Genomic DNA, 20859 nt, shown 5'->3' with positions numbered 1-20859 from the left:
TTACGCCGGTTTTCGCCCGGTCCGAGCAAACTTGGCGGCTTCGCTTCCACGCCGCACGGACCTTCGTCTTGCACTTGCCTTGTTTGGGGAAAGCGCGCTGTTATACCCTGCTGCGGCACCCGCGGCAACCGCGCGAAATACCCGGCCAAACGCAGTGCCCGCGGGTCTATCCAGCGCCCCGGCCCTGCCTTAGTCCCTACCGTTGCCGGCATGAAGGAAACGTGATCGACCGCCTGCTCATCGCCCTGCTTCATGGCTACAAACGTTGGATCAGTCCGATGTTAGGCCAGCGCTGCCGTTTCTATCCCAGTTGCTCGTCGTACTCGATGCAGGCCATCGAGCGCTTCGGCGCGCTCAAGGGCAGCTGGCTCACGGTCCGGCGCATCGCGCGCTGCCATCCCCTGCACCCCGGCGGGCACGATCCGGTGCCGCCCCTGGAACCTGGAAAGCACTCATGTCATCGACACTGATCGTCAACGCCCGCCTGGTCAACGAAGGACGCGAGTACGACGGCGACCTGCGCATCGAGGACGGCCGCATCGCCCAGATCGGCAGCGGCCTGGCCGCGCGCGGCAACGAAACCGTGGTCGACGCCCGGGGCCGGCGCCTGCTGCCGGGCATGATCGACGACCAGGTTCACTTCCGTGAACCGGGCCTGGAGTACAAGGCCGACATGGCGACCGAGTCGGCCGCGGCGGTCGCCGGCGGCCTGACCACGTTCATGGACATGCCCAACACCAATCCCCCGACCCTGGATGCGCAGGCGCTGGAGGACAAATACCGCCGCGCCGCCGGCCGCGCCTGGGGCAACTACGGCTTCTACCTGGGCGCCAGCAACGACAACCTGGCCGCGATCCAGACCCTGGACCCGCGCACGGCGCCCGGTGTGAAAGTGTTCATGGGCGCTTCGACCGGCAACATGCTGGTCGACGACCCGGTCACCCTCGACGCGATCTTCCGCGACGTGCCGACGCCGATCATTACCCACTGCGAAGACACGCCGATGATCGACGCCGAACTGGCGCGCTACAAGGCACAGTACGGCGACGACATCCCGGCCCGCTTCCATCCCGACATCCGCTCGCGCGAGGCCTGCAAGAAATCCACCGAACTGGCGATCTCGCTGGCGCGCCGGCACGGCACCCGCCTGCACGTGCTGCACATCAGCACCGCCGACGAGCTGGCGCTGTTCGAAGCCGGCCCGATCGAAGGCAAGCGCATCACCGCCGAGACCTGCATCCATTTCCTGCGCTTCGACCGCGACGACTACGAGAAGCTCGGCCACCTGATCAAGTGCAATCCGGCGATCAAGGACCCGGCCGACCGCGAGGCGCTGATCCGCGCGGTCGCCGGCGACGTTATCGACGTGCTCGCCACCGACCACGCCCCGCACACCCTGGAAGAAAAAGCCCGCCCCTACACCGGCGCGCCGAGCGGCCTGCCCTTGGTGCAGTTCGCGCTCAATGCCGCGCTGGAACTGGTCCACGAAGGCCATTTGACCACCGCCCAGGTGGTCGACAAATTCGCCCACGCGCCGGCCAAACTGTTCGACGTCGACCGGCGCGGCTTCCTGCGCGAGGGCTATGCCGCCGACCTGGTGCTGATCGACGACACGCCCTACACGGTGCAGCGCGAGGACGTGCTGTCCAAGTGCGGTTGGTCGCCGTTCGAGGGCCGCACCTTCCATTCGCGCATCGCCTCGACCTGGGTCAATGGCGTGTTGGCCTGGGACGGCAGCGCCCTGGTCGGCGCACCGAACGGACAGCGCCTGGCGTTCAATCGATGAGGGCAGTGCTCGCGGGCTCGATGCTGGTCGCGGCGTGGCTGGCCCCGGTGGCCTTCGCCGGTGCGCAAACCGCGCCGGTCGCGGCGCCGGCGCGCGCGCCGGCCGACACCCGCATCGTGTTTCCGCCGGCGGTGCAGCAAGGCGCGCTGGTGATCGGCAAGGTCCCGGCCGGCAGCGTCGTGCGCTACGGCGAGCGCGTTCTGCGCACGACCGGCTACGGCACGGTGGTGTTCGGCGTCGGCCGCGAGGCCAGCGGGACGGTGGCCGTGCAGGTCGAGACCGCGCCGGGTCGCGCCGAAACCGTACGCATCGCGGTGACGCCGCGCGACTTCCCGACCGAATACATCCAGGGCGTGCCGCCCAAGACCGTCAACCCGCCGCCGGAGATCGCCGCGCGCATCGAGCGCGAGCAGGCCGAAGTCACCGCCGCGCGCGCGCGCGACGACGACCGCGCCGATTTCGCCCAGCCCTTCGTCTGGCCGGTGCGCGGCCGCATCAGCGGCCGTTTCGGCAACCAGCGCGTCTACAACGGCCAGAAAGGTTCCGGCCATTCCGGCATGGACATCGCCGCGCCGACCGGCACCGCGATCGCGGCGCCGGCCGCCGGCGTAGTCACCTTCGCCAAGCCCGGCCTGTACCTGACCGGCGGCACCGTGCTGCTCGACCATGGCCACGGCGTCAGCTCGAACTTCCTGCACCTGTCGCGCATCGACGTCAAAGTCGGCGACCGCGTCGCCCAGGGCCAGACCCTCGGCGCGGTCGGCGCGACCGGACGCGCGACCGGCCCGCACCTGCACTGGGGCATGAACTGGTTCGACGTGCGGGTCGACCCGCTGCTGGTGTTGGAACGCGGGCAAGCGACCCAGGCGGCGAAAGCGCCGACGCCGTAAGAGCTATCTGGCGCTCAAGTGGCGCCGGGCGCCGAATACAGGCGACCGAGCGGCTCGTAGGAAGGCGAGCGTTCCAGCTCGCACAGGCGCAGCCACTTCGGATTCGGTTGGCGCGGCCCCGCCGCGAGCAGGCCGGCGCCGGTCGAGATCAGACCGAGCCGCGAACGCGCCGCGGTCGTGGCGATGTAGAAATCGCCGTCGTCGACGCCCGCGTCGCCGTCGAACGACGGCAACAGGCGGCGTTCCTCGGGCAACCACGGTGCGATCTGCAGCCACAACGCCGGCCAATCGATCTGCGGAAACGGCGCAGCGCGCGCCGCCATCGGGGTCAGCTGCGGCGCCAGGCGCCCAGGCGGCTGCACCGGGTTCTCGGCGAAGCACCGATAGACGAATTCGCTCGCGGTCATCGCATCGGCGCCGGCGCGGGCGACGCGCTGCAAGGCTTCGTACAGCACCCGGCGCAAGGCCGGTTGCGGCGGCAGCTCGCGCTCGCGTACCGCCGCGAGCACGCCGAGCGCGCGCAAAGGGTCGCCGGCATAGTTCGGCCGGCGCAAGGACAAGGCATGCGCCAGCACGGCGATGCGGTCGTTGTCCTGCAAGTCCTCGCCCTGCCCCGACAAGGGGCGGCGCACGTCCACCGCGACCACATCGGCTGCGCCCAGGCGTTCGTCCAGGGCCGGCTCGACCACGCCGCCGGCGCCGAAATCGATCACGCAACCGGCGCGGCCGACCAACAGCACATGGTCGTAGTCGCTGTCGCCGAACCAGGTGGTCAACGTCGCCAGCTCGTTACGGCTGCGCATCAGCAGCAGATCGCCGGTGCGCAACTGCGCCGCCGAGACCGTGGCCGGGCTCGCGCCGTCCGGCGGGTTCATGACACGACCTCGCGTTCGGGCGCGACGCTGTGGCCGGTGACGCGGTCGCGCCCGGCCGACTTGCTCGCATACAAGGCGGCGTCGGCGCGTTCGAGCAACTGCTCCGGGGTTTCGCCGGTGCGCAGCTCGGCCACGCCGAGACTCAGGCTGACCGGCAACAGGCGGCCGTCGATCGACAGAGGGCTGCCGCTGACCGATTCGCGCAGATGCTCGGCGACCCGGATCGCGTCGCGCAGATAAGTGTCGGCCAACACCACCAGCACTTCGTCGCCACCGTAACGGCCGAACAGGTCGTAGGCGCGCAAACGATTGCGGGTGCGCAGCGAAACGATGCGCAGGGTTTCGTCGCCGACGCGGTGGCCGTGTTCGTCGTTGATGCGCTTGAAGTGGTCGATGTCGAAGAACACCACCGACAAGGGCCGGTGCGAACGGTGCGCGCTCTCCACCGCGCCGCGCAGGCTTTGCGAGATCGCCGCGCGCGTCATCGCCCCGGTCAGGCTGTCGTAGGTGGCCAGGCGATTGGCGGTGTCGCGGTCGCGCCGCAGTTGCTGCAGTTTCGAGGTCAGGCCGAGCAACAGGCCGAGCCCGCCGAAGGCCAGGCCGACCGGGAAGGAATATTCCAGCCAGGCGTACTCCGGCCACCACTCGTGATTGGCGCCGACCAGGACCACCAGCAGCACCATCAACGGCGACCACGCCAGCAGCAGGAAATACGCCTCGCGCTGGCGCCGCCAGATCGCCACCACGGTGCAGTACAGCACCAGCGCGATCACCAACAGCAGGTTGAGATTGCCGAACAGCGCGCTGTGCTTCCAGGTCCGGAACAAGGACACCAGCAGCAGCGCGCCGAGCGAGACGCTGCAGTAATCGAGGATGCGTGCGACCTTCGGCTGGGTCGTGCGCAGGCCGAGGAAGAAGATCAAGAAGCGAATGCTGGCGAGCACCGCCGCGGTATTGAGCACGACGTTGGTGCGCCCGTCCGGGGCGATCTCGTCGAGCCAGGGAATTGCGCGCATCTCGCCGCCGTCGGCGGTCAGGGTCAGGATCTGCAGGACCAGGGTCAGGCCGAGGTAGGCATAGCCGCGCTCGCGCAGACCAGCCCAGAAACCGAACGCGAGCACCGCCGCCACCCCCATCGCGGTCAGCACCACGCTGCGCAGGCCCACGTGCAGCATGTCCTCGCGCTGGACCTTCGCCAGCGGCTGGATCGTCACCTTGGACGGCAGCACGTCGACCGTCAGCACGCGCAGGTACAGCGAGTCGCCGCGGCGCAGGCCCTTCGGCAAGGGAAAGACGATGAAGCGGGTGGAATGGCTGAAGTCGGTGTCGGGCCCGTAGATCGAACGCCGCATCGGCACCGCGTCGCCCGGGCGCCACAGTTCGATCTCGCGGCGATAGGGCCGGCTGATCACCAACTGCGGCGCATCGGATTCGGCGACGTCCTGGTCGGCCGTCACCCGCCACCACACCGGCTGGCGCCGCGGCGCCGAAATCTGGTTGCCGGCGATGCTTACGAACTCGCGATCGAATTCGCCCCCGAGTATCCGCGCCGGCACCGGGTCCTGGCCCAGGCGGGACAGACTCAGCGACGGCGACGCATAGGAGGCGCGGCCCGGCGAAGCCAGGCCCAAGGATTGCGCCGACACGATCGTCGCCACCCACATTCCCAGCAGCACCAACAGGGTCTGCCAGGCTCGACGCGAGGGTTTCCCCATGCCCCTTCCGGTCACAAGTCTGGTGAACCGAGCATAGCCCATGGGCCTCGCGCTCCGGGGGAGGGGGCCGTCACGGTTTGGGCCTCGAATCTGTGCACTCGCACACGCCTCCATGCATTGCCGCAGCGATCCTGCCGCGGCCTGGAGGAGATGCTACACGTCCGTTACGTCGCCGCGATGCCGACTATCCGTAGGACATCGCCGCGTCGCAGCGTCAGTCGCGGGCGCCCTGCCCGGTGACCCGGGCGACGGCGTCGTGCGCGTGCAGGCTTTCGAAGTGGGCGATCTGCGCGTCGAAACGTTCGATGCGCTTGTCGTGCGACAAGGCGGCGGCGACACGGCGCGCGGCGTCTTCGCAGAACATCAGGTTTTCGGCGTTGAGACGGGCGAAGGCTTGCTCGTCCTCGCGCTTGACCGCGGTCTGCACCGGCGTGCCGAGGGCGTGTTCGATCGCGTCGATCAGGGCCACCAGCGGGACTTCGTCGAAAGCCGGACGCAGTTCGACGCGGACGTCGGCGCGGCTGCGCTGGGCGTGCGGTGTCGCCGCCAGGCCGCGTTCGGACGCCAGCCAATCGCTGACCACCGCGGTCGACAACGGATGGGCGGCGGCGAAGTCGTCGGCGAAGCGTTCGGCGTTGAGCTGGCGCGACAGCGCCGCCGAGGCCGGACAGGTGCTGGAGTACTCGACCGCGAAACGCAGGCCCAGGTGCAAGTGACCGTCGAGCAGGCGCGCGTCGATCTCGACCGGGTAGCGCTTCCAGCCGGCGTTGTGGCTGGCGAGCGCCGGACGCAGCAGCAACTGCTCGTAGCGCAGGACCAGGCGCGCGGCGCTGGAAATGCCGCCCTGGCCGTCGACCAGGCTCTGCAGCACGCGACGCAGGCCGGCCGGGGTCACCGTCTCGCTGGCGAAGGCGTTCTGCAGATGCAGGTACATGCGCGACATGTGGATGCCGCGCGCGTCGGCATCGCGCAGATTCACCGAGACGTCGACCGAGGCCGCGACCTGGATCGAACTGCCGTCGGCCGCGGCGATCCGCAGCGGCAAGGCGATGTTGGACATCCCGACCCAATCGAGCGGTCGCGCCGCGGCGGCGGCGTCGAAGGCGACATCGGGCAGGACGGGCTTGAGTGCGGAGGGGGTCTTGGGAGGATTCACGACGGCAGACATGGGGGCGCGTGGGGGGAACGCAACGCCGTCATTCTAGCCGCAGGGGGCCGGGCGCCCCCTGCCCGGCCCTGCAACGGTCAGTTGCGGGCGCCGCGCCAGGCCGCCAGCAAGGCCGTCCACGGCGACAGCGGCCGGGCCGCGTCGCCGCGTTGCAGGCGGGTATGGGCCAGGGCCGTCCACAAGCGCCGCGGCACGGTCGAGCCGCCGCGGGCCGGCCACTGGGCCAGCAGTTCGCGGCTCCATTCGGCCGCCGCGCCCTCGCCCGGACGCGCCATGCTGCGCGCGACCACGCTCAGCGGCACCGCCGCGTCGCCCTGCAGGACCAGTCGCGCTTCCAGCAGCGAGGACAGGATCGGTGCCACCGCCGCTTCGGCCAACTGCCCCGGTACCGGCCCGAACAGGGCCAGGTCGATGGCGCCGATGGCCTCGGCCAGCGGGGTCAAGGCCTCAAAGGCCTCGTTACGGTCGCCCGGGCGTTCGCGGCTGTCGCGCAGCGACGGCAGCATCACCGCCAGCGCCTTCCACGGCGCCGCTTGCCGCTGCAGGGCCAAACCGAGCGGGTGCCGGCGACGGCCCTGGCTCCAGCCCTGCAGTTCTTCGATCCACCAGCCGAGCTTGGCTTCGCCGGGCGCGGCATCGCTGCCGCCCCAGGCGGCGTCGGTCAGTTCCTGCTGCAGGCTCGCCCAGGCCACCGCGGTGCCGCGCTGGGCGCGCGGCACGAACACTTCGGCCACCGACCATTCCGGCCAGCGCGCACGCCACTTGCCGGTGAAGTCTTCCAGCGCATCGTCGCGTTCGGCGGAGGCCGCTGCGGTCATCGCGTCGCCGGCCATGCGCCTGGCTCGCTCAAACTCGAAGGCAGCTCGACCAGCACGTCGCCCTGCCAGGCGATCGGGTCGTCCTCGGCCAGGCGATAGCCCCACAGCGCCACCACCGAGGCCATGCCGGCGGCGCGCGCGGCGACGATGTCGCGCTCGTCGTCGCCGACGTAGATGCAATCGCCGGGGCGCATGCCGATCAATTCGGCGGCATGGGTCAGCGGCAGCGGATCGGGCTTGCGCACCGCCAGGGTGTCGCCGCCGATCAGCACCGCGCAGCGCGTCTGCCAACCGAGCAACGGGATCAGCTTGCGCGCGAGGTATTCGGGTTTGTTGGTGACGATGCCCCAGACGCAGCCGGCCGCTTCCAGCGCCGCCAGCATCGGCTCGACGCCCTCGAACGGTGCGCCGTGCAGGCCGAGTTCGTTTTCGTACAGGTCGAGGAATTCCTGCACCCAGCCGTCGCGCTGGCCGGCGTCGATATCGGGAAAGGCCGCGCCGATCATGGCCCGCGAACCCTTCGACACGTGCGGACGCAAAAGGTCGAGGCTGATCGGGTCGCGACCGCGATCGGCGCGCATGCGGTTGGCGACGGCCAGCATGTCCGGCGCGCTGTCGAGTAAGGTGCCGTCGAGATCGAACAGCACCGCCTTCGGAAAGGCGCGTGCGTCGGCCTGGCCGAGCGAAGCGGCGGTCATGCGTCGAGCTCCGGCTTCAGCGCACAAGCCAGGTAGTTGACGTCGGTGCGCGAGATCACCCGCGCCGCGTTGCGCCAGGGCTCGTACATCAGGCCGCTGACGTCCTCCATCCGCAGGCCGGCCTCGCGCAACCAGGCGGCGAGTTCGGACGGCTTGATGAAGTCGCGGTACTGGTGGGTGCCCTTGGGCAGCACCCGCGCCACGTATTCGGCGCCGACGATGGCCAGCGCGAACGCCGCCGGGGTGCGGTTGAGGGTCGACAGGAACAGGCGTCCGCCGGGCTTGAGCAGGCGCGCGCAGGCGCGCACGACCGCGGCCGGATCGGGCACGTGTTCGAGCATCTCCATGCAGGTGATCGCATCGAAGCGGCCCGGCATTTCCTCGGCCAGGCTCTCGGCCGGCTGCAAGCGGTAGTCGATGGCGACGCCGGTCTCCAGGCGATGCAGCTTGGCGACCTTGATTAGTTCCGGCGCCAGATCGATCGCGGTGACCTGCGCGCCGGCCGCGGCCAGGGCTTCGCTCAGCAGACCGCCGCCGCAACCGACGTCAAGCACCTGCGCATCGCGCAGATTCGCGCGCTGGGCGACGTAGCCCAGGCGCGCCGGGTTGAGTGCGTGCAAGGCCTTTTGCGGGCCTTCCGGGTCCCACCAGCGATTGGCCAGGGCGCCGAACTTGTCGAGTTCGGCCTGGCTGAAATTATCGTGCTCGGCCGCGGTGCTTGCGCCCTCGGACGTGTCGGAGGGAGTGTGCGGGGTCGAATTGGCTGCGCTCATGACTTCCTGCCCGTCATTGCTGCGGATCGTTGCGGAGCGTTCTCTTCGCGCAGAGCGCGGGAGGATCGGTCCGGCGTGGCGCGGGCCGTGCCCGCGGCGTGTGGATCGATAGTGTGAAGCAAGCGCCGCCGATGCGCCGTCGAGGCTGCGCAAGCGCACGGCGACAGCACCGGATGGCGATCGCGTCGCGTCGATCGCGCTCAGCGCCGGATCGTCGCGATGCGTTCGCGCCATTGCCGGGCGTTCGCGACCAGGGCCGCGGTGTCCATGTCGATCAGCTCGCGCTGGCGCAGCTTGCTGCGCCCGGCGATCCAGACGTCGCTGACCTGGTGACGGCCGGTCGCATAGATCAACTGCGAGACCACGTGGTGCACCGGCTGGGTTTCGAGCTGGCCGAGGTCGACGCAGACCAGGTCGGCCTGCTTGCCGATCTCGATCGAACCGATCTTGGCTTCGAAGCCGAGCGCCTTGGCGCCGCCGAGGGTGGCCGCGCGCAGCGACTTGAACGCGTCCAGGGCCGAGGCGTCGTTGGCAACGGCCTTGGCCAGGAACGCCGCGGTGCGGGTCTCGCCGAACATGTCGAGGTCGTTATTGCTGGCGCAGCCGTCGGTACCGATCGCCAGGTTGACCCCGGCCTGATCGAGCTTGCACGTCGGACAGAAACCCGAGGCCAGCTTGAGATTGGATTCCGGGCAATGCACCACGCTGACGCCGCGCTCGGCGCACAGGGCGATCTCGGCGTCGGTGAGCTGGGTCATGTGCACCGCGATCAGGCGGTCGGTGACCAGGCCGAGCCGGTCCAGGCGTGCCAACGGGCGCTGGCCGTGCAGCTTGATCGAGTCGGCGACTTCCTGCGCGGTCTCGTGGGTGTGCAGATGGATCGGCAGGTCGAGCTGGTCGGCGAGCATGCGAATGCGCTCGAAGTTCGCATCGCTCACCGTGTACGGCGCATGCGGCGCGAACGTAGTCGCGACCAGCGCATCGTCGCGCCACAGGTCGTGCACTTCGCCGGCGCGGTCGAAATATTCGTCGGAGCTCTTGGCCCAGGCGGTCGGGAAATCGATCACCGGCAGGCCGACCCGGGCGCGGAAACCGTGGCGCTTGTAGACCGCGGCCTGCACATCGGGAAAGAAATAGTTTTCGTTGGCGCAGGTGGTGCCGCCGCGCAGCATCTCGGCGATCGCCAGGGTGATGCCGTCCTCGACGAACTCCGGCCCGATCACCGCGCCTTCGACCGGCCAGATGTGGCCCTGCAGCCATTCCATCAGCGGCAGATCGTCGGCGATCCCGCGCAGCAGGGTCATCGGGTTGTGGGTATGGGCGTTGACCAGGCCCGGGATCAGCGCGGCCTCGGGCCGCGACACCGTCTGCGCGGCGGCGTAGCGCGTGCGCGCTTCGGCGCTCGGCAGCAGGCCGACGATGACGCCGTCCTTGATCGCCACGGCATGGTCTTCGAGCACCACCGCATGCGGTTCGACCGGCACCACCCAGCCCGCTTCGATCAACAGGTCGCAGGCGATGGGCAGATGTTCGTGGGTCATATGCGCTCGCTCGTGAGGCTGTGGGCACCGGCCCGGCAGGCTCCGGTGGTGGCCGCCAGGCCGGCGGCATGGCGCCGATCGGGGTCGCTGCGCGGCCCGCGGTTGCGGCTGTACCAGCACCGATTGTGGGCCGGCGGGGTTACATCATGCTTTCTTTGCCGATGACGACCGCAAGCGGCCGGCCCGGCGCCTGGCTGGCGCCGGAAGGCGCCGCGGCCAGACCGCGGCCGCCGCAGCGGCCACGGTTCGCAACAGGCTTACTTCGCGCGGCTGAAATACTCGCCCGAGCGCGTGTCGACCTTGATGATCTCGTCCTGGCTGACGAACAACGGCACGCGCACCACCGCGCCGGTTTCCAGGGTCGCCGGCTTGCCGCCGCCGCCCGAGGTGTCGCCGCGCACGCCCGGGTCGGTCTCGACGATCTTCAGTTCGACGAAGTTCGGCGGCTGGACCATGATCGGCACGCCGTTCCACAAGGTCACCACGCAGGCTTCCTCGCCCTTGAGCCACTTTTCCGCGCCGCCCATGCCGGACTTGTCGGCCTGGACCTGCTCGAAGCTTTCCTGGTTCATGAAGTGCCAGTACTCGCCGTCGCTGTAGAGGTACTGCATGTCAGTGTCGATGACGTCGGCGGCCTCGAGGTCGTCGGTCGCCTTCATGGTCATTTCGACCACGCGGCCGGTCTTGATATTGCGGTACTTCACGCGGGTGAAGGCCTGGCCCTTGCCCGGCTTGACGTACTCGGTATCGGTGATGACGCAAGGCTCGTTGTTGACGAGGATCTTCATCCCGTTCTTGACGTCGTTCATGCCATAGCTGGCCATGCTGAAACTCCTGCGAATAATGAGTGTGGCGTTGCGATTGGGTTCCGGTCACCCCCGCACCGGGCGGGTCGGCGGTGGCCGCGGCCGTCGTCCGGTGCGATCCCGGGCCGGCCTGCGACGGGCCCAGGGGTCCGCGAAACCGGGACCTGCCTGTGGCGGCGGAAGGCTAGAATGTCGGGCTGCGCCGGCCCATCCGCTGCGATTCACCGCGGCGGCGGGACCCGGGCGCCGTAATCGGAACCCTGAAGGCTAGCCCCGCATGATACCCGCTGCTCAAGCCTCCTTACAGCAGGCCCCCTCGCCCGCATCCGCAGCCGTCGGCCAGACCCCGCCGGTCGCCGGCGCGCGCTGGCAGGCGCTGTGGCGCGACGCCGTGCGCGACCCGCGCGAGCTGCTGGCCCTGCTCGGCCTGTCCGATGCGGCCCTGGCGCTGTCGGATGCCGCCGCCGCGCAGTTCCCGCTGCGGGTGCCGCGCGGCTTCGTCGCCCGCATGCGCCACGGCGACCCGAACGACCCCCTGCTGCGCCAGGTCCTGCCGCTGGACGAGGAAATGCGGCCGATGCCGGGTTTCAGCCTCGATGCGGTCGGCGACGGCGCGGCCAAGGCCGGGCACGGCGTGATCCGCAAGTACAACGGCCGCGCCCTGCTGATCGCCACCGGCAGTTGCGCGGTCCACTGCCGCTACTGCTTCCGCCGTCACTTTCCCTATGCCGAAGAAACCGCCGCGGCCGGGGGCTGGCGCGACGCGGTCGCCGCGATCGGCGCCGACGCCGGCATCGACGAGGTCATCCTGTCCGGGGGCGACCCCTGGTCGCTGGCCACGCCGAAGCTCGAAGAACTGACCGAGGCCCTGGCCCAGGTCCCCCAGCTCAAGCGCCTGCGCATCCACACCCGTCTGCCGGTGGTCCTGCCCGAGCGCGTCGACGCGGCGCTGCAGGCCTGGCTCGAACGCCTGCCGTGGCCGGTCGCGGTGGTGCTGCACGCCAACCACGCCAACGAATTCGACGCCGAGGTCGAGGCGGCCATGCGCCGCCTGCGAGCCAGCGGCGCGACCTTGCTCAATCAGGCGGTGTTGCTGCGCGGCGTCAACGACAGCGTCGAGGCCCTGGCCGCGCTGAGCGAGCGCAGCTACGCCGCCGGCGTGTTGCCCTACTACCTGCACCAGCTCGACCGGGTGCAGGGTTCGGCCCATTTCGAGGTCGCCGACGAGCGCGCCCGCGCCCTGCACCGGCAGCTGGCCGCGCGCCTGTCGGGCTACCTGGTGCCCAAGTTGGTGCGAGAAGTGGCAGGCGACCCGGGCAAGCGTCCGTTGTAAGGTTGTAATCTGGTTGGGGTTTGATTGGGGAACGCCGAGGAACCGTACGCGGACGCAGATGCGCCCGCGGCGTACGTCCGCGGCGCGATCGAACTCCTCAACGGGTCACAGATTCTCGACCTTGCATGGACGAGGCCGGCGCTTCATGTCATAAAACCGGCCCACGGAGGTGGTCAATGCAATTCGGCAAAGACATGGTGCTGCGCTTGTTGATCGTCGACGACAGCGTCGAGGCGGCGGAGGCCATCGTCAGCGGGCTACGCAACAGCGGCATCGCGGTACGGCCGACACGGCCGGAAAACGAACAGGAAGTCGCCGCACTGATCCTGCAACATCCACCGGACCTGGTGCTGGCGGCGCGCAACTCGCGCAACGTCTCGCTGGCCAAGTTGATGCAGAGCGTCGACGCCAGCGGCAAAGACCTGCCGGTGCTGGTGCTGTTGGAATCGATCGACGACGCCGCCCTGCTCGGCGCGTTGGAGATCGGTGCGCGCGGCGTGGTGCTGCGCTCGAACGTCGCCCACGTGCAGAACGCGGTGCGCGCCGAATGGGCCGACCTGGAAGCGCGCCGCTCGCTGCGGCGCCTCGAGGCCCAGGTGCGCGAGACCGAACGCCGTTGCGACGCGCTGATCGACTCCTCGCGCGATCCGATCGCCTACATCCACGAAGGCATGCACATCCGTGCCAATGCCGCGTACCTGGAAATCTTCGGTTTCGAGTCCTTCGACGACATCGAAGGCATGTCCCTGCTCGACCTGGTCGCGCCTTCCCAGGTCGACGGCTTCAAGCAATTGCTCAAGCAGCTCAGCAAGGGCGAACCGCCGCCGCCGAGCTACGAGACCCAGGCCCGCGCGCTCGACGGCAACGCCTTCCCGGCGGTCATGGAATTCACCGCGGCCACCTATGAGGGCGAACATTGCCTGCAGGTGGTGCTGCGCCGCCAGGAGATCGACCCCGAGCTCGCCCGCGAAGTGGAAGCGCTGCGCCAGCGCGACCAGGTCACCGGCCTGCTCAACCGCGCCACCTTCCTGCGCGCGCTCGAAGACGCGGTGTCGGATGCGGCGCAGAACTCGGCCCACCACGGCCTGCTGCTGCTCGAACCCGACCATTACAACCAGCTGCTGCAGGAAATCGGCCTGGACCAGGCCGACCAGCTCATCGCCGCCTGCGGCGAGCGCCTGCGCGCGGCGATCGGCCCGGACGACATCGCCGCGCGTTTCGGCGAGCACCAGTTCGCGGTGCTGACCCGGCACAGCGACCACATGCACACCTCCAACCTGGCCGAAGGCATCCGCGCAGCGTTCGCCGACCACGTGCTGGAGACCGACAGCCTGTCGCTGAGCGCCACCGCCAGCGTCGGCGGCGTGCAGATCGGCGAGAAGATCGCCAGCATCACCGCAGTGCTCGGCAAGGCCAGCCAGTGCCTGCAGTCGGCCAGCGACGTCGGCGGCAACCGCACCGAGTTGTTCGACCCGGGCGCAGCCGACCGCGCCGAGGAAGAACGCATCGCCGCCTGGGTCGGACGCATCCGCGACGCCCTCGACGCCGACCGCTTCGTCATGAACTACCAGCCGCTGATCAATCTGCACGGCGAGCCGATGGAAATGTACGAGGCCTATCTGCGCATGCAGAACAGCCCCTCGGGCGAAGTCGGCGGCGAACTGGTGCAGCCGCTGTCGTTCCTGCAGATCGCCGAAGAACACGGCCTGCTGTGGGAGATCGACCGTTGGGTGGTCGGCAAGGCCATCCAGGTCATCGGCGAACGCATGCGCCAGGGCCGCCGCACCACCTTGCTGGTCAAGATCACCCAGGCCTCGCTGCAGGACGAAAGCCTGATCCAGCACGTGGTCGAACAACTGGCCAAGTACGGCGCCGACGGCAAGCTGCTGGTGCTGCAATTGCCCGAGTCCAAGGTCTTCACCAACCTGCGCGCCGCGCAGGAACTGCAGTCGCGCATCTCCCAGTACGGCGTACGCGTCGGCCTGGAGCAGTTCGGCGCCGGCCTCAACTCGTTCCAGCTGCTCAACCATTTCGACGCCGCCTTCCTCAAGATCGACCGCGGCTACATGATCGACCTCACCTCCAACCCCGACCACCAGCAGCGCGTGCGCGAAATCGCCGAAAAGGCGCGCGAACTGGGCCGGCAGACCATCGCCGAATTCGTCCAGGACGCCGCCAGCATGAGCCTGCTGTTCGGCGCCGGCATCGACTACGCCCAGGGCCACTTCCTGGCCGCGGCCGGGCCGGACATGGATTACGACTTCCAGTAATTCGGGAATCGGGAATCGGGAATCGGGAATCGGGAATCGGGAATCGGGAATCGGGAATCGGGAATCGGGAATCGGGAATCGGGAAAGGCTGAAGAACCGACCTCTCCGCCGCAACAAAAAACCGCCGAAAGGCGGTTTTTTGTTGGTGGCATCAGCCAACAGCGCCCTGCCTTTGCCGTCCCCCCTTTGAAAAAGGGGGGCCAGGGGGGATTTGCTTCTGCTCTCAGCCGCGCAATTGCGGCCTATCGCACCGACGACCTCAACGCATCACCACACCCGACGAACGCTGCTCCGGCGCATTGCGCAGCGCCTCGATGCGCTCCTCCAGCGGCGGATGGCTGCGCATCAGGCGCGACAACCCATGCCCCACCGCGCCGCTGATGCCGAAGGCCTGCACCTGGTTCGGCAAGGTGCTCTGGCCGTAGGTCTGCGACAAACGCTGCAGCGCCGCGATCATCTTGTGGCGGCCGGCGAGCTGGGCGCCGCCGGCGTCGGCGCGGAACTCGCGGTAACGCGAGAACGCCATCGCGATCATGCTGGCGATCAGGCCGAACACCAAGTCCAGCACCATCACCACCACGAAATAGAAGATGCCCGGGCCGCGCGACTCGCGCTGGCCGCCGAGCATCGCGTCGATCCAACCGCCGACGATGCGCGCGGCGAACAGCACGAAGGTGTTCAGCACGCCCTGGATCAGGGCCATCGTCACCATGTCGCCGTTGGCGACGTGGCTGACCTCGTGGGCGAGCACCGCTTCGGCTTCATCGCGGCTCATCGCCCGTATCAGCCCGGTCGACACCGCGACCAAGGCTGCGTTGCGGTTGGCGCCGGTGGCGAAGGCGTTGATCTCCGGGGCGTCGTAGACCGCCACCTCGGGCATGCCGATGCCGGCCGCCTCGGCCTGGCGGCGCACGGTCGCGACCAGCCACTGCTCGGTCTCGGTGCGCGGCTGTTCGATCACCTGGGCGCCGGTGGTGCGTTTGGCGATCCACTTCGACATCAGCAGCGAGATCAGCGAGCCGCCAAAACCGAACACGGCCGCCATCACCAGGATGCCGCCGTTGTTGCCCAGGCGGATGCCGAAGACGTTCTGCAGCACCGACATGACGATGCCGAGCAGGATCAGCACGGCCAGGTTGGTGGCCAGGAAAAGGGCTATGCGTTTGAACATGGTCGTACGGCTCTGTCTTGCCGCGCACCGTGCGCGGCTTCAGTCGACGTCCCTGTCCAATGCGGCGTGGTCGCCGCCTGTTCCCAAATGCGCGGCGTGGTCGCCGCCTGTCCTCGTGTGCGGCGCGATCGCCGCACTGGTCAAATGTGGCGAAACCACCGTTAATTCAACGAGAATCCCGCCATAACCCGTCCCAGCCGGAGCGCTCGTTCATTGTCCGGACATCCTTCACCGACCGCTTCGCCTGAGCGGATGCAGACGCCGTACCGGGGCCGCTTCGCGCCCTCGCCGACCGGCGACCTGCATCCGGGTTCGCTGCTGGCCGCGTTCGGCAGTTGGCTGCTCGCGCGCCATCACCGCGGCACCTGGCTGGTCCGTATCGAAGACCTCGACCCGCCGCGCGAAGTTCCCGGCGCGGCCGAGCGGCAGCTACGCGCCTTGGCTGCGTTCGGCCTGCACAGCGACGAGCCGATCGTGCGCCAAAGCGCGCGCGGCGGCCTCTACCAAGCCGCACTCGACCGTCTGCTCGACGAGGGCCGCGCCTTCTTCTGCCATTGCAGCCGCAGCGACCTGGCGGCGAACCACGGCATCCATCGCCGCTGCGTCGCCCACGCACCGCGCCACGGTCGCGCTGCGCCGCAGGCGGCGGTGCGCCTGCGCGTCGCCGACGGCGCCGTAGCCGGCTTCGACGACGCCCTGCTCGGCGCGCAGTCGCAGGACGTCGCCCGCGAGGTCGGCGACTTCGTCCTGCGCCGCGCCGACGGCTACTGGGCCTACCAACTCGCGGTCGTGGTCGACGACGCCGCGCAAGCCATCAGCGACGTCGTGCGCGGCGCCGACCTGCTCGACTCGACGCCGCGCCAGATCCTGCTGCAGGCCGCGCTCGGCCTGCCGACACCGCGCTATGCGCATTTGCCGCTGCTGCTCGACGCGCAGGGCCGCAAGCTGTCCAAGTCCGATGCCGCCCAGCCGGTCGACGCGGCCGATCCCCTGCCCGCGCTGCGCGCCGCCTGGCGCGGCCTCGGCCAGGATCCGCAGGCCCTGGACGCGGTAGCGACTGTCACGGAACTGCTCGAACGCGCACAGGTTTCGTTTAGTCCGGCACAGATTCCGAAATGTGCTAAGGCTCTCGCCGCGATGCACAACGATCCTTTGACGAATGCTGTCTAGAATCGGTCCGAGACCGCGCGGTCGCGGTCAAGGAGAGTACAGATGCAGTCACGCGTTGCACTCGTCACCGGCGGTACCGGTGGCATCGGCACCTCGATCGTCCAACGCCTCGCCAAGATGGGCCACAAGGTAGCGACCAATTTTCGAGACGAGGCCAAAGGGCGCGCCTGGCAGGCGCAGATGAAAGAACTGGGCATCGACGTGGCGATCGCCAGCGGCGACGTGTCCTCTCCCGAGCAGGCCGAGGCCCTGGTCCGCGACGTCGAGCGCCAGATCGGCCCGGTCGACATCCTGGTCAACAACGCCGGCATCACCCGCGACTCCACCTTCCACCGCATGACCTCGCAGCAATGGAGCGACGTCATCGGCACCAACCTCAACTCCTGCTTCAACGTCACCCGCCCGGTGATCGAGGGCATGCGCGAGCGCAAGTGGGGCCGGATCGTGCAGATCAGCTCGATCAACGGCCAGAAGGGCCAATACGGCCAGGCCAACTACGCCGCGGCCAAGGCCGGCATGCACGGCTTCACGATTTCGCTGGCCCAGGAAAACGCGAAGTTCGGCATCACCGTCAACACGGTCTCGCCGGGCTACATCGGCACCGACATGGTCATGGCCGTGCCCGAGGACGTGCGCAACAAGATCGTCGCCCAGATCCCGACCGGCCGCCTCGGCACGCCGGAGGAAATCGCCTACGCGGTCAGCTTCTTCATCCCCGACGAAGCCAGCTGGATCACCGGCGCCAACCTGTCCGCCAACGGCGGCCAGTACATGGGCTGGTAACAGCCAGGGGCTGGTAACAACCAGGGGCTGATAACAGTCGGGGTTGGTAACAGCCCGGCTTGGTAAAACCCGGGCTGGTGAAAGCCTTCGCCGCACCGGAGACCTGTTCAGGGTCTCCGGTTCCGGCGCGCGATCGTCCCGGCCTGCCCGCTTCGACGCAACACCGCCACGGCCGCGCCGCGCACTCGCCGTAGCCGATACCCTTCGCCGCCCCTGCAACCGGCGTCCGCGGCTACGCCCAGGCAGCCGAAACCCCGCGCGCGCAGGCTCCGCGACGGCCGGTCGACGCCGGAGCGCGGTACCTGTTGCAAGCCCTTGCGCCCTGAGCCATGCTGCAAGGCACCACGTTTTAGAGCCAAAGCTCCATGGCCTCGACCCGAATTATCAAGAAGTATCCGAACCGTCGTCTGTACGACACGGAGATCTCCAGCTACATCACCATCGAAGACGTACGGCAGTTGATCGTCGATGGCGAAGAATTCGAAGTCCGCGATGCGCGCTCCGGCGACGACCTGACCCGCCAGGTCCTGCTGCAGATAATTTCCGAACACGAGCAAGACGGCGAGCCGGTGCTCTCCACCCAGTTGCTGAGCCAGATCATCCGGTTCTACGGCGACTCGCTGCAGGGCTTCATGGGCAACTACCTGGAACGCTCGATGCAGGTGTTCCTCGATCAGCAGCAACAGTTCCGCAACCAGATGGGCGGCATGCTCGGGCAGACGCCCTGGGCGATGATGAACCAGCTCACCGAACGCAATTTGACCTTGTGGAAAGAGTTCCAGCAGAACCTGTCCGGCAACGTAGGCCAGCCCACGACGCCGAAGCAGAAGACCGACAAGCGCGAGCGTTGAGCCGCGCTTTTTTGTTGCGCGCCGCCTGACCGCCTGTCGCGGTCGCGGCGCGTGGTTTCTTGTCGGGCCGTCGGGGGACGGCCCAGGCGCGTGCATGCACCGCGCCTTTCGCATGAGATAAAACTCCATGAATAAACGCATCGCCGTCGTCAGTGGCGGCATCGGCGGTCTCGGCACCGAGATCTGCCTGTCGCTGGCCCGCGCCGGCCGCCGCGTCGTCGCCCTCGACCTGGGCACGCGCGAGGAACGCATCGCCGAATTCGCCGACCTCACCCGCGAGCTCGACATCCGCTTCGAAGCGGCCAACGTCGCCGACTACGACGACTGCGGCGCGGCCATCGAACGCATCGTCGGCGACGACGGCGGCATCGACATCCTGGTCAACGCCGCCGGCATCACCCGCGACGGCAGCCTGCGCAAGATGGACAAACGCGCCTGGGACGACGTGCTCGGGGTCAACCTCGACGGCGTGTTCAACCTGTGCCGTCACGCCGTCGACGGCATGACCGAGCGCGGCTTCGGCCGCATCGTCAACATCAGCTCGGTCAACGGCCAGACCGGCCAGTTCGGCCAGACCAACTACTCGGCGGCGAAGGCCGGCATGCACGGCTTCACCATGGCGTTGGCGCGCGAAGTGGCGCGCAAGGGCGTCACCGTCAACTCGGTCTCGCCCGGCTACTGCGAGACCGCGATGGTCATGGCCGTGCCCGAAGACATCCGCAGCCGCATCGTCGACAGCGTCCCGGTCGGCCGCCTCGGCAAGCCCAGCGAAATCGCCCGCACCGTCGAGTTCCTGACCGCCGACGACGCCGGCTTCATCACCGGCGCCAACATCCCGGTCAACGGCGGGCTGTTCATGAGTTTCTGAGGGGCCGGGAGTCGGGAGTCGGGAGTCGGGAGTCGGGAGTCGGGAGTCGGGAGTCGGGAGTCGGGAAAGGCTGCAGACCCGAAGCTGGCGCCGCAACAAAAAAACCGCCTCTCGGCGGTTTTTTTATGGCTGGCGAAGTCGCAGCAAACAACCCCTCTTCGCCCGTGCTGTTCCCCCCTTTGTAAAAGGGGGGCCAGGGGGATTTGCTGTTGCTGTTGCTGTTGCTGTTGCTGTTGCTGTTGCTCTTCCCTCAACGCAACGGCCGATTAGCGCAATTGGCCTGATAGAACTGCAGCGCCTTCGGCATCAACGCCTGCAAGGTCTGGATGCGGTTGGCCGGATCCGGATGGGTCGAGGCGAACTCCGCCGGGCGCTGGCCGCCGCCGAGCTGCGCCATGCGCTCCCACAACGGTATCGCCTGGCGCGGGTCGTAACAGGCCGCCGCCGCCAGCATCAAGCCGACCTGATCGGCCTGGGTTTCGTGATTGCGCCCGTACGGCAGCACCAGCCCGTACTGCGCACCGGCGCCGAGCGCGCCCATCACCATCTGCTGCTGTTGCGGGTCCATGCCGCCGACCGCCATGCCCGCGGCGATCTGGCCCATCTGCACCAGCTTCTGCTGGGCCATGCGCTGGGAGCCGTGGCGCAACAGCGCGTGGGCGATCTCATGCCCCATCACCACCGCCAAGGCATCGTTGTTCTGGGTCACCGGGAACAAACCGGTGTAGACCGCCATCTTGCCGCCGGGCAGGCAGAAAGCGTTGGCCTCCTGCGAATTGATCACCGCCACGTTCCACTGGAAGTTGCGGTAGTCGGTCGGCGCGGCCTGGCCGTTGCTCGCCGCCAAGGACTCGGTTACCTGCGGCACCTTGCTGATCAGGCGCTGGGCGATCTCGCGCACGCCCTGGCTCTGCGGCGCGTTGTCCGGCAGTAACGCGCGCTGCGCATTGGCATCGCCGAGCACCTGCTGGAACGCCTGCGCGCCGAGCTGTATTTCTTCGTCGGCGCTGGCGCCGTAATGGGCCTTTTCGCCGGTGTAAGGGTCGGTCTGGGCGCTGCCGAACCACGACCACGCCGCGTAGATCGCGAACAGCACCAGGATCCACCAACGGAACCCGCCGAAGCCGCGCCGCCCTTGCGCGCGACTCGCGCCACCCATGGGATCGATCCTCATGTCCACACTCCCCACTGCCACGGGCCCAGGCCCGATCCGTTGATTGCCGGCCGCGGCCGAAGCCGCAACCACCGTACCCGCCTGCCTCCTGCGAGCGGCGCGATTCCATCATGAACCCTGTCGCGGGTCCGCGCCCACCCAACTCAAACCCATCAACTTAAACCGAACA

Annotated in this window: 19 protein-coding genes; 9 read left to right on the top strand and 10 right to left on the bottom strand. The window is 68.6% G+C overall.

Annotation, left to right across the window (positions count from 1 at the left end):
- Positions 1-221: 221 nt before the first annotated feature.
- From yidD to ACTJJK_RS04330, 3 genes are read left to right on the top strand one after another with little or no spacing between them, the layout of a single operon-like run.
- Positions 222-470, top strand: coding sequence for a membrane protein insertion efficiency factor YidD (gene yidD / locus ACTJJK_RS04340; RefSeq protein WP_031370542.1), 249 nt, complete (start codon positions 222-224; stop codon positions 468-470).
- Positions 455-1786, top strand: a complete 1332-nt coding sequence (locus tag ACTJJK_RS04335; protein WP_057972797.1) for a dihydroorotase — start codon at positions 455-457, stop codon at positions 1784-1786. Before yidD ends, ACTJJK_RS04335 begins: the two co-directional genes overlap by 16 nt.
- Complete coding sequence (locus ACTJJK_RS04330; RefSeq protein ID WP_223620612.1) at positions 1783-2676, top strand: M23 family metallopeptidase; 894 nt, start codon at positions 1783-1785, stop codon at positions 2674-2676. The genes ACTJJK_RS04335 and ACTJJK_RS04330 overlap by 4 nt, the downstream gene beginning before the upstream one ends.
- Positions 2677-2690: 14 nt before the next feature.
- Here the strand turns inward: ACTJJK_RS04330 and ACTJJK_RS04325 are convergent, their stop codons facing one another.
- From ACTJJK_RS04325 to efp, 8 genes are all read right to left on the bottom strand, one after another.
- Positions 2691-3551, bottom strand: a complete 861-nt coding sequence (locus ACTJJK_RS04325) for a hypothetical protein (protein WP_440729567.1) — start codon at positions 3549-3551, stop codon at positions 2691-2693.
- Complete coding sequence (locus ACTJJK_RS04320) at positions 3548-5266, bottom strand: diguanylate cyclase (protein WP_440729566.1); 1719 nt, start codon at positions 5264-5266, stop codon at positions 3548-3550. Before ACTJJK_RS04320 ends, ACTJJK_RS04325 begins: the two co-directional genes overlap by 4 nt.
- Positions 5267-5480: 214 nt before the next feature.
- Positions 5481-6434 carry a GTP cyclohydrolase FolE2 gene (gene folE2, locus ACTJJK_RS04315; RefSeq protein ID WP_031370547.1) on the bottom strand — a complete coding sequence of 318 codons (954 nt, stop codon included), beginning with the start codon at positions 6432-6434 and terminating at the stop codon, positions 5481-5483.
- A gap of 77 nt (positions 6435-6511) precedes the next feature.
- A complete protein-coding gene (locus ACTJJK_RS04310; RefSeq protein WP_440729565.1) occupies positions 6512-7267 on the bottom strand; it encodes a phytoene/squalene synthase family protein in 756 nt (251 codons plus the stop codon).
- Positions 7249-7950, bottom strand: coding sequence for a phosphoglycolate phosphatase (locus tag ACTJJK_RS04305; RefSeq protein WP_440729564.1), 702 nt, complete (start codon positions 7948-7950; stop codon positions 7249-7251). The genes ACTJJK_RS04310 and ACTJJK_RS04305 overlap by 19 nt, the downstream gene beginning before the upstream one ends.
- The gene (gene ubiG, locus ACTJJK_RS04300; RefSeq protein ID WP_051884363.1) at positions 7947-8723 is read right to left on the bottom strand and encodes a bifunctional 2-polyprenyl-6-hydroxyphenol methylase/3-demethylubiquinol 3-O-methyltransferase UbiG; all 777 of its coding nucleotides are present in this window, start codon (positions 8721-8723) and stop codon (positions 7947-7949) included. Before ubiG ends, ACTJJK_RS04305 begins: the two co-directional genes overlap by 4 nt.
- A gap of 200 nt (positions 8724-8923) precedes the next feature.
- On the bottom strand, positions 8924-10264 hold the full coding sequence (locus ACTJJK_RS04295) for a TRZ/ATZ family hydrolase (RefSeq protein ID WP_440729563.1): 1341 nt from the start codon (positions 10262-10264) through the stop codon (positions 8924-8926).
- A gap of 257 nt (positions 10265-10521) precedes the next feature.
- Positions 10522-11088, bottom strand: coding sequence for an elongation factor P (gene efp, locus ACTJJK_RS04290; protein ID WP_031370552.1), 567 nt, complete (start codon positions 11086-11088; stop codon positions 10522-10524).
- A 259-nt stretch (positions 11089-11347) separates the two neighbouring features.
- Between efp and epmB the strand changes: the two genes are divergently transcribed.
- Together epmB and ACTJJK_RS04280 are read left to right on the top strand one after the other, a co-directional pair.
- Positions 11348-12403, top strand: a complete 1056-nt coding sequence (gene epmB, locus ACTJJK_RS04285; protein ID WP_440729562.1) for an EF-P beta-lysylation protein EpmB — start codon at positions 11348-11350, stop codon at positions 12401-12403.
- A 176-nt stretch (positions 12404-12579) separates the two neighbouring features.
- Complete coding sequence (locus tag ACTJJK_RS04280; protein ID WP_031370554.1) at positions 12580-14673, top strand: GGDEF/EAL domain-containing response regulator; 2094 nt, start codon at positions 12580-12582, stop codon at positions 14671-14673.
- 259 nt (positions 14674-14932) lie between these two features.
- Here ACTJJK_RS04280 and htpX read toward each other — a convergent pair whose 3' ends face one another.
- The gene (gene htpX, locus ACTJJK_RS04275; RefSeq protein WP_440729561.1) at positions 14933-15844 is read right to left on the bottom strand and encodes a protease HtpX; all 912 of its coding nucleotides are present in this window, start codon (positions 15842-15844) and stop codon (positions 14933-14935) included.
- Between the two features lie 252 nt (positions 15845-16096).
- Between htpX and gluQRS the strand changes: the two genes are divergently transcribed.
- From gluQRS to phbB (ACTJJK_RS04255), 4 genes are all read left to right on the top strand, one after another.
- Entirely contained in the window at positions 16097-17014 is a 918-nt protein-coding gene (gene gluQRS, locus ACTJJK_RS04270; protein ID WP_440729560.1) for a tRNA glutamyl-Q(34) synthetase GluQRS, read from the top strand.
- Positions 17015-17056: 42 nt separating this feature from the next.
- Entirely contained in the window at positions 17057-17797 is a 741-nt protein-coding gene (gene phbB, locus ACTJJK_RS04265; RefSeq protein ID WP_031370557.1) for an acetoacetyl-CoA reductase, read from the top strand.
- Positions 17798-18162: 365 nt separating this feature from the next.
- A complete protein-coding gene (gene phaR / locus ACTJJK_RS04260) occupies positions 18163-18648 on the top strand; it encodes a polyhydroxyalkanoate synthesis repressor PhaR (protein WP_036147922.1) in 486 nt (161 codons plus the stop codon).
- A 127-nt stretch (positions 18649-18775) separates the two neighbouring features.
- A complete protein-coding gene (gene phbB, locus ACTJJK_RS04255) occupies positions 18776-19516 on the top strand; it encodes an acetoacetyl-CoA reductase (protein ID WP_031370559.1) in 741 nt (246 codons plus the stop codon).
- Positions 19517-19766: 250 nt separating this feature from the next.
- Here the strand turns inward: phbB (ACTJJK_RS04255) and ACTJJK_RS04250 are convergent, their stop codons facing one another.
- Complete coding sequence (locus ACTJJK_RS04250) at positions 19767-20690, bottom strand: M48 family metallopeptidase (RefSeq protein WP_440729559.1); 924 nt, start codon at positions 20688-20690, stop codon at positions 19767-19769.
- Between the last annotated feature and the right edge of the window lie 169 nt (positions 20691-20859).

The organism is Lysobacter sp. 22409 (genome assembly GCF_052045105.1).
Classification (GTDB): Bacteria; Pseudomonadota; Gammaproteobacteria; order Xanthomonadales; family Xanthomonadaceae; genus Lysobacter; species Lysobacter antibioticus_B.
Note: the sequence above shows the minus strand (reverse complement) of the source record. Positions and strands in the feature narration are given on the sequence as shown.

Bases quoted from the DNA above. Each gene is read 5' to 3' on its own strand.
- ACTJJK_RS04335 (WP_057972797.1), top strand. From the start codon at position 455: ATGTCATCGACACTGATCGTCAACGCCCGCCTGGTCAACGAAGGACGC.
- ACTJJK_RS04330 (WP_223620612.1), top strand. From the start codon at position 1,783: ATGAGGGCAGTGCTCGCGGGCTCGATGCTGGTCGCGGCGTGGCTGGCC.
- ACTJJK_RS04325 (WP_440729567.1), bottom strand. From the start codon at position 3,551: ATGAACCCGCCGGACGGCGCGAGCCCGGCCACGGTCTCGGCGGCGCAG.
- ACTJJK_RS04320 (WP_440729566.1), bottom strand. From the start codon at position 5,266: ATGGGGAAACCCTCGCGTCGAGCCTGGCAGACCCTGTTGGTGCTGCTG.
- folE2 (WP_031370547.1), bottom strand. From the start codon at position 6,434: ATGTCTGCCGTCGTGAATCCTCCCAAGACCCCCTCCGCACTCAAGCCC.
- ACTJJK_RS04310 (WP_440729565.1), bottom strand. From the start codon at position 7,267: ATGGCCGGCGACGCGATGACCGCAGCGGCCTCCGCCGAACGCGACGAT.
- ACTJJK_RS04305 (WP_440729564.1), bottom strand. From the start codon at position 7,950: ATGACCGCCGCTTCGCTCGGCCAGGCCGACGCACGCGCCTTTCCGAAG.
- ubiG (WP_051884363.1), bottom strand. From the start codon at position 8,723: ATGAGCGCAGCCAATTCGACCCCGCACACTCCCTCCGACACGTCCGAG.
- ACTJJK_RS04295 (WP_440729563.1), bottom strand. From the start codon at position 10,264: ATGACCCACGAACATCTGCCCATCGCCTGCGACCTGTTGATCGAAGCG.
- efp (WP_031370552.1), bottom strand. From the start codon at position 11,088: ATGGCCAGCTATGGCATGAACGACGTCAAGAACGGGATGAAGATCCTC.
- epmB (WP_440729562.1), top strand. From the start codon at position 11,348: ATGATACCCGCTGCTCAAGCCTCCTTACAGCAGGCCCCCTCGCCCGCA.
- ACTJJK_RS04280 (WP_031370554.1), top strand. From the start codon at position 12,580: ATGCAATTCGGCAAAGACATGGTGCTGCGCTTGTTGATCGTCGACGAC.
- htpX (WP_440729561.1), bottom strand. From the start codon at position 15,844: ATGTTCAAACGCATAGCCCTTTTCCTGGCCACCAACCTGGCCGTGCTG.
- gluQRS (WP_440729560.1), top strand. From the start codon at position 16,097: ATGCAGACGCCGTACCGGGGCCGCTTCGCGCCCTCGCCGACCGGCGAC.
- phbB (WP_031370557.1), top strand. From the start codon at position 17,057: ATGCAGTCACGCGTTGCACTCGTCACCGGCGGTACCGGTGGCATCGGC.
- phaR (WP_036147922.1), top strand. From the start codon at position 18,163: ATGGCCTCGACCCGAATTATCAAGAAGTATCCGAACCGTCGTCTGTAC.
- phbB (WP_031370559.1), top strand. From the start codon at position 18,776: ATGAATAAACGCATCGCCGTCGTCAGTGGCGGCATCGGCGGTCTCGGC.
- ACTJJK_RS04250 (WP_440729559.1), bottom strand. From the start codon at position 20,690: ATGAGGATCGATCCCATGGGTGGCGCGAGTCGCGCGCAAGGGCGGCGC.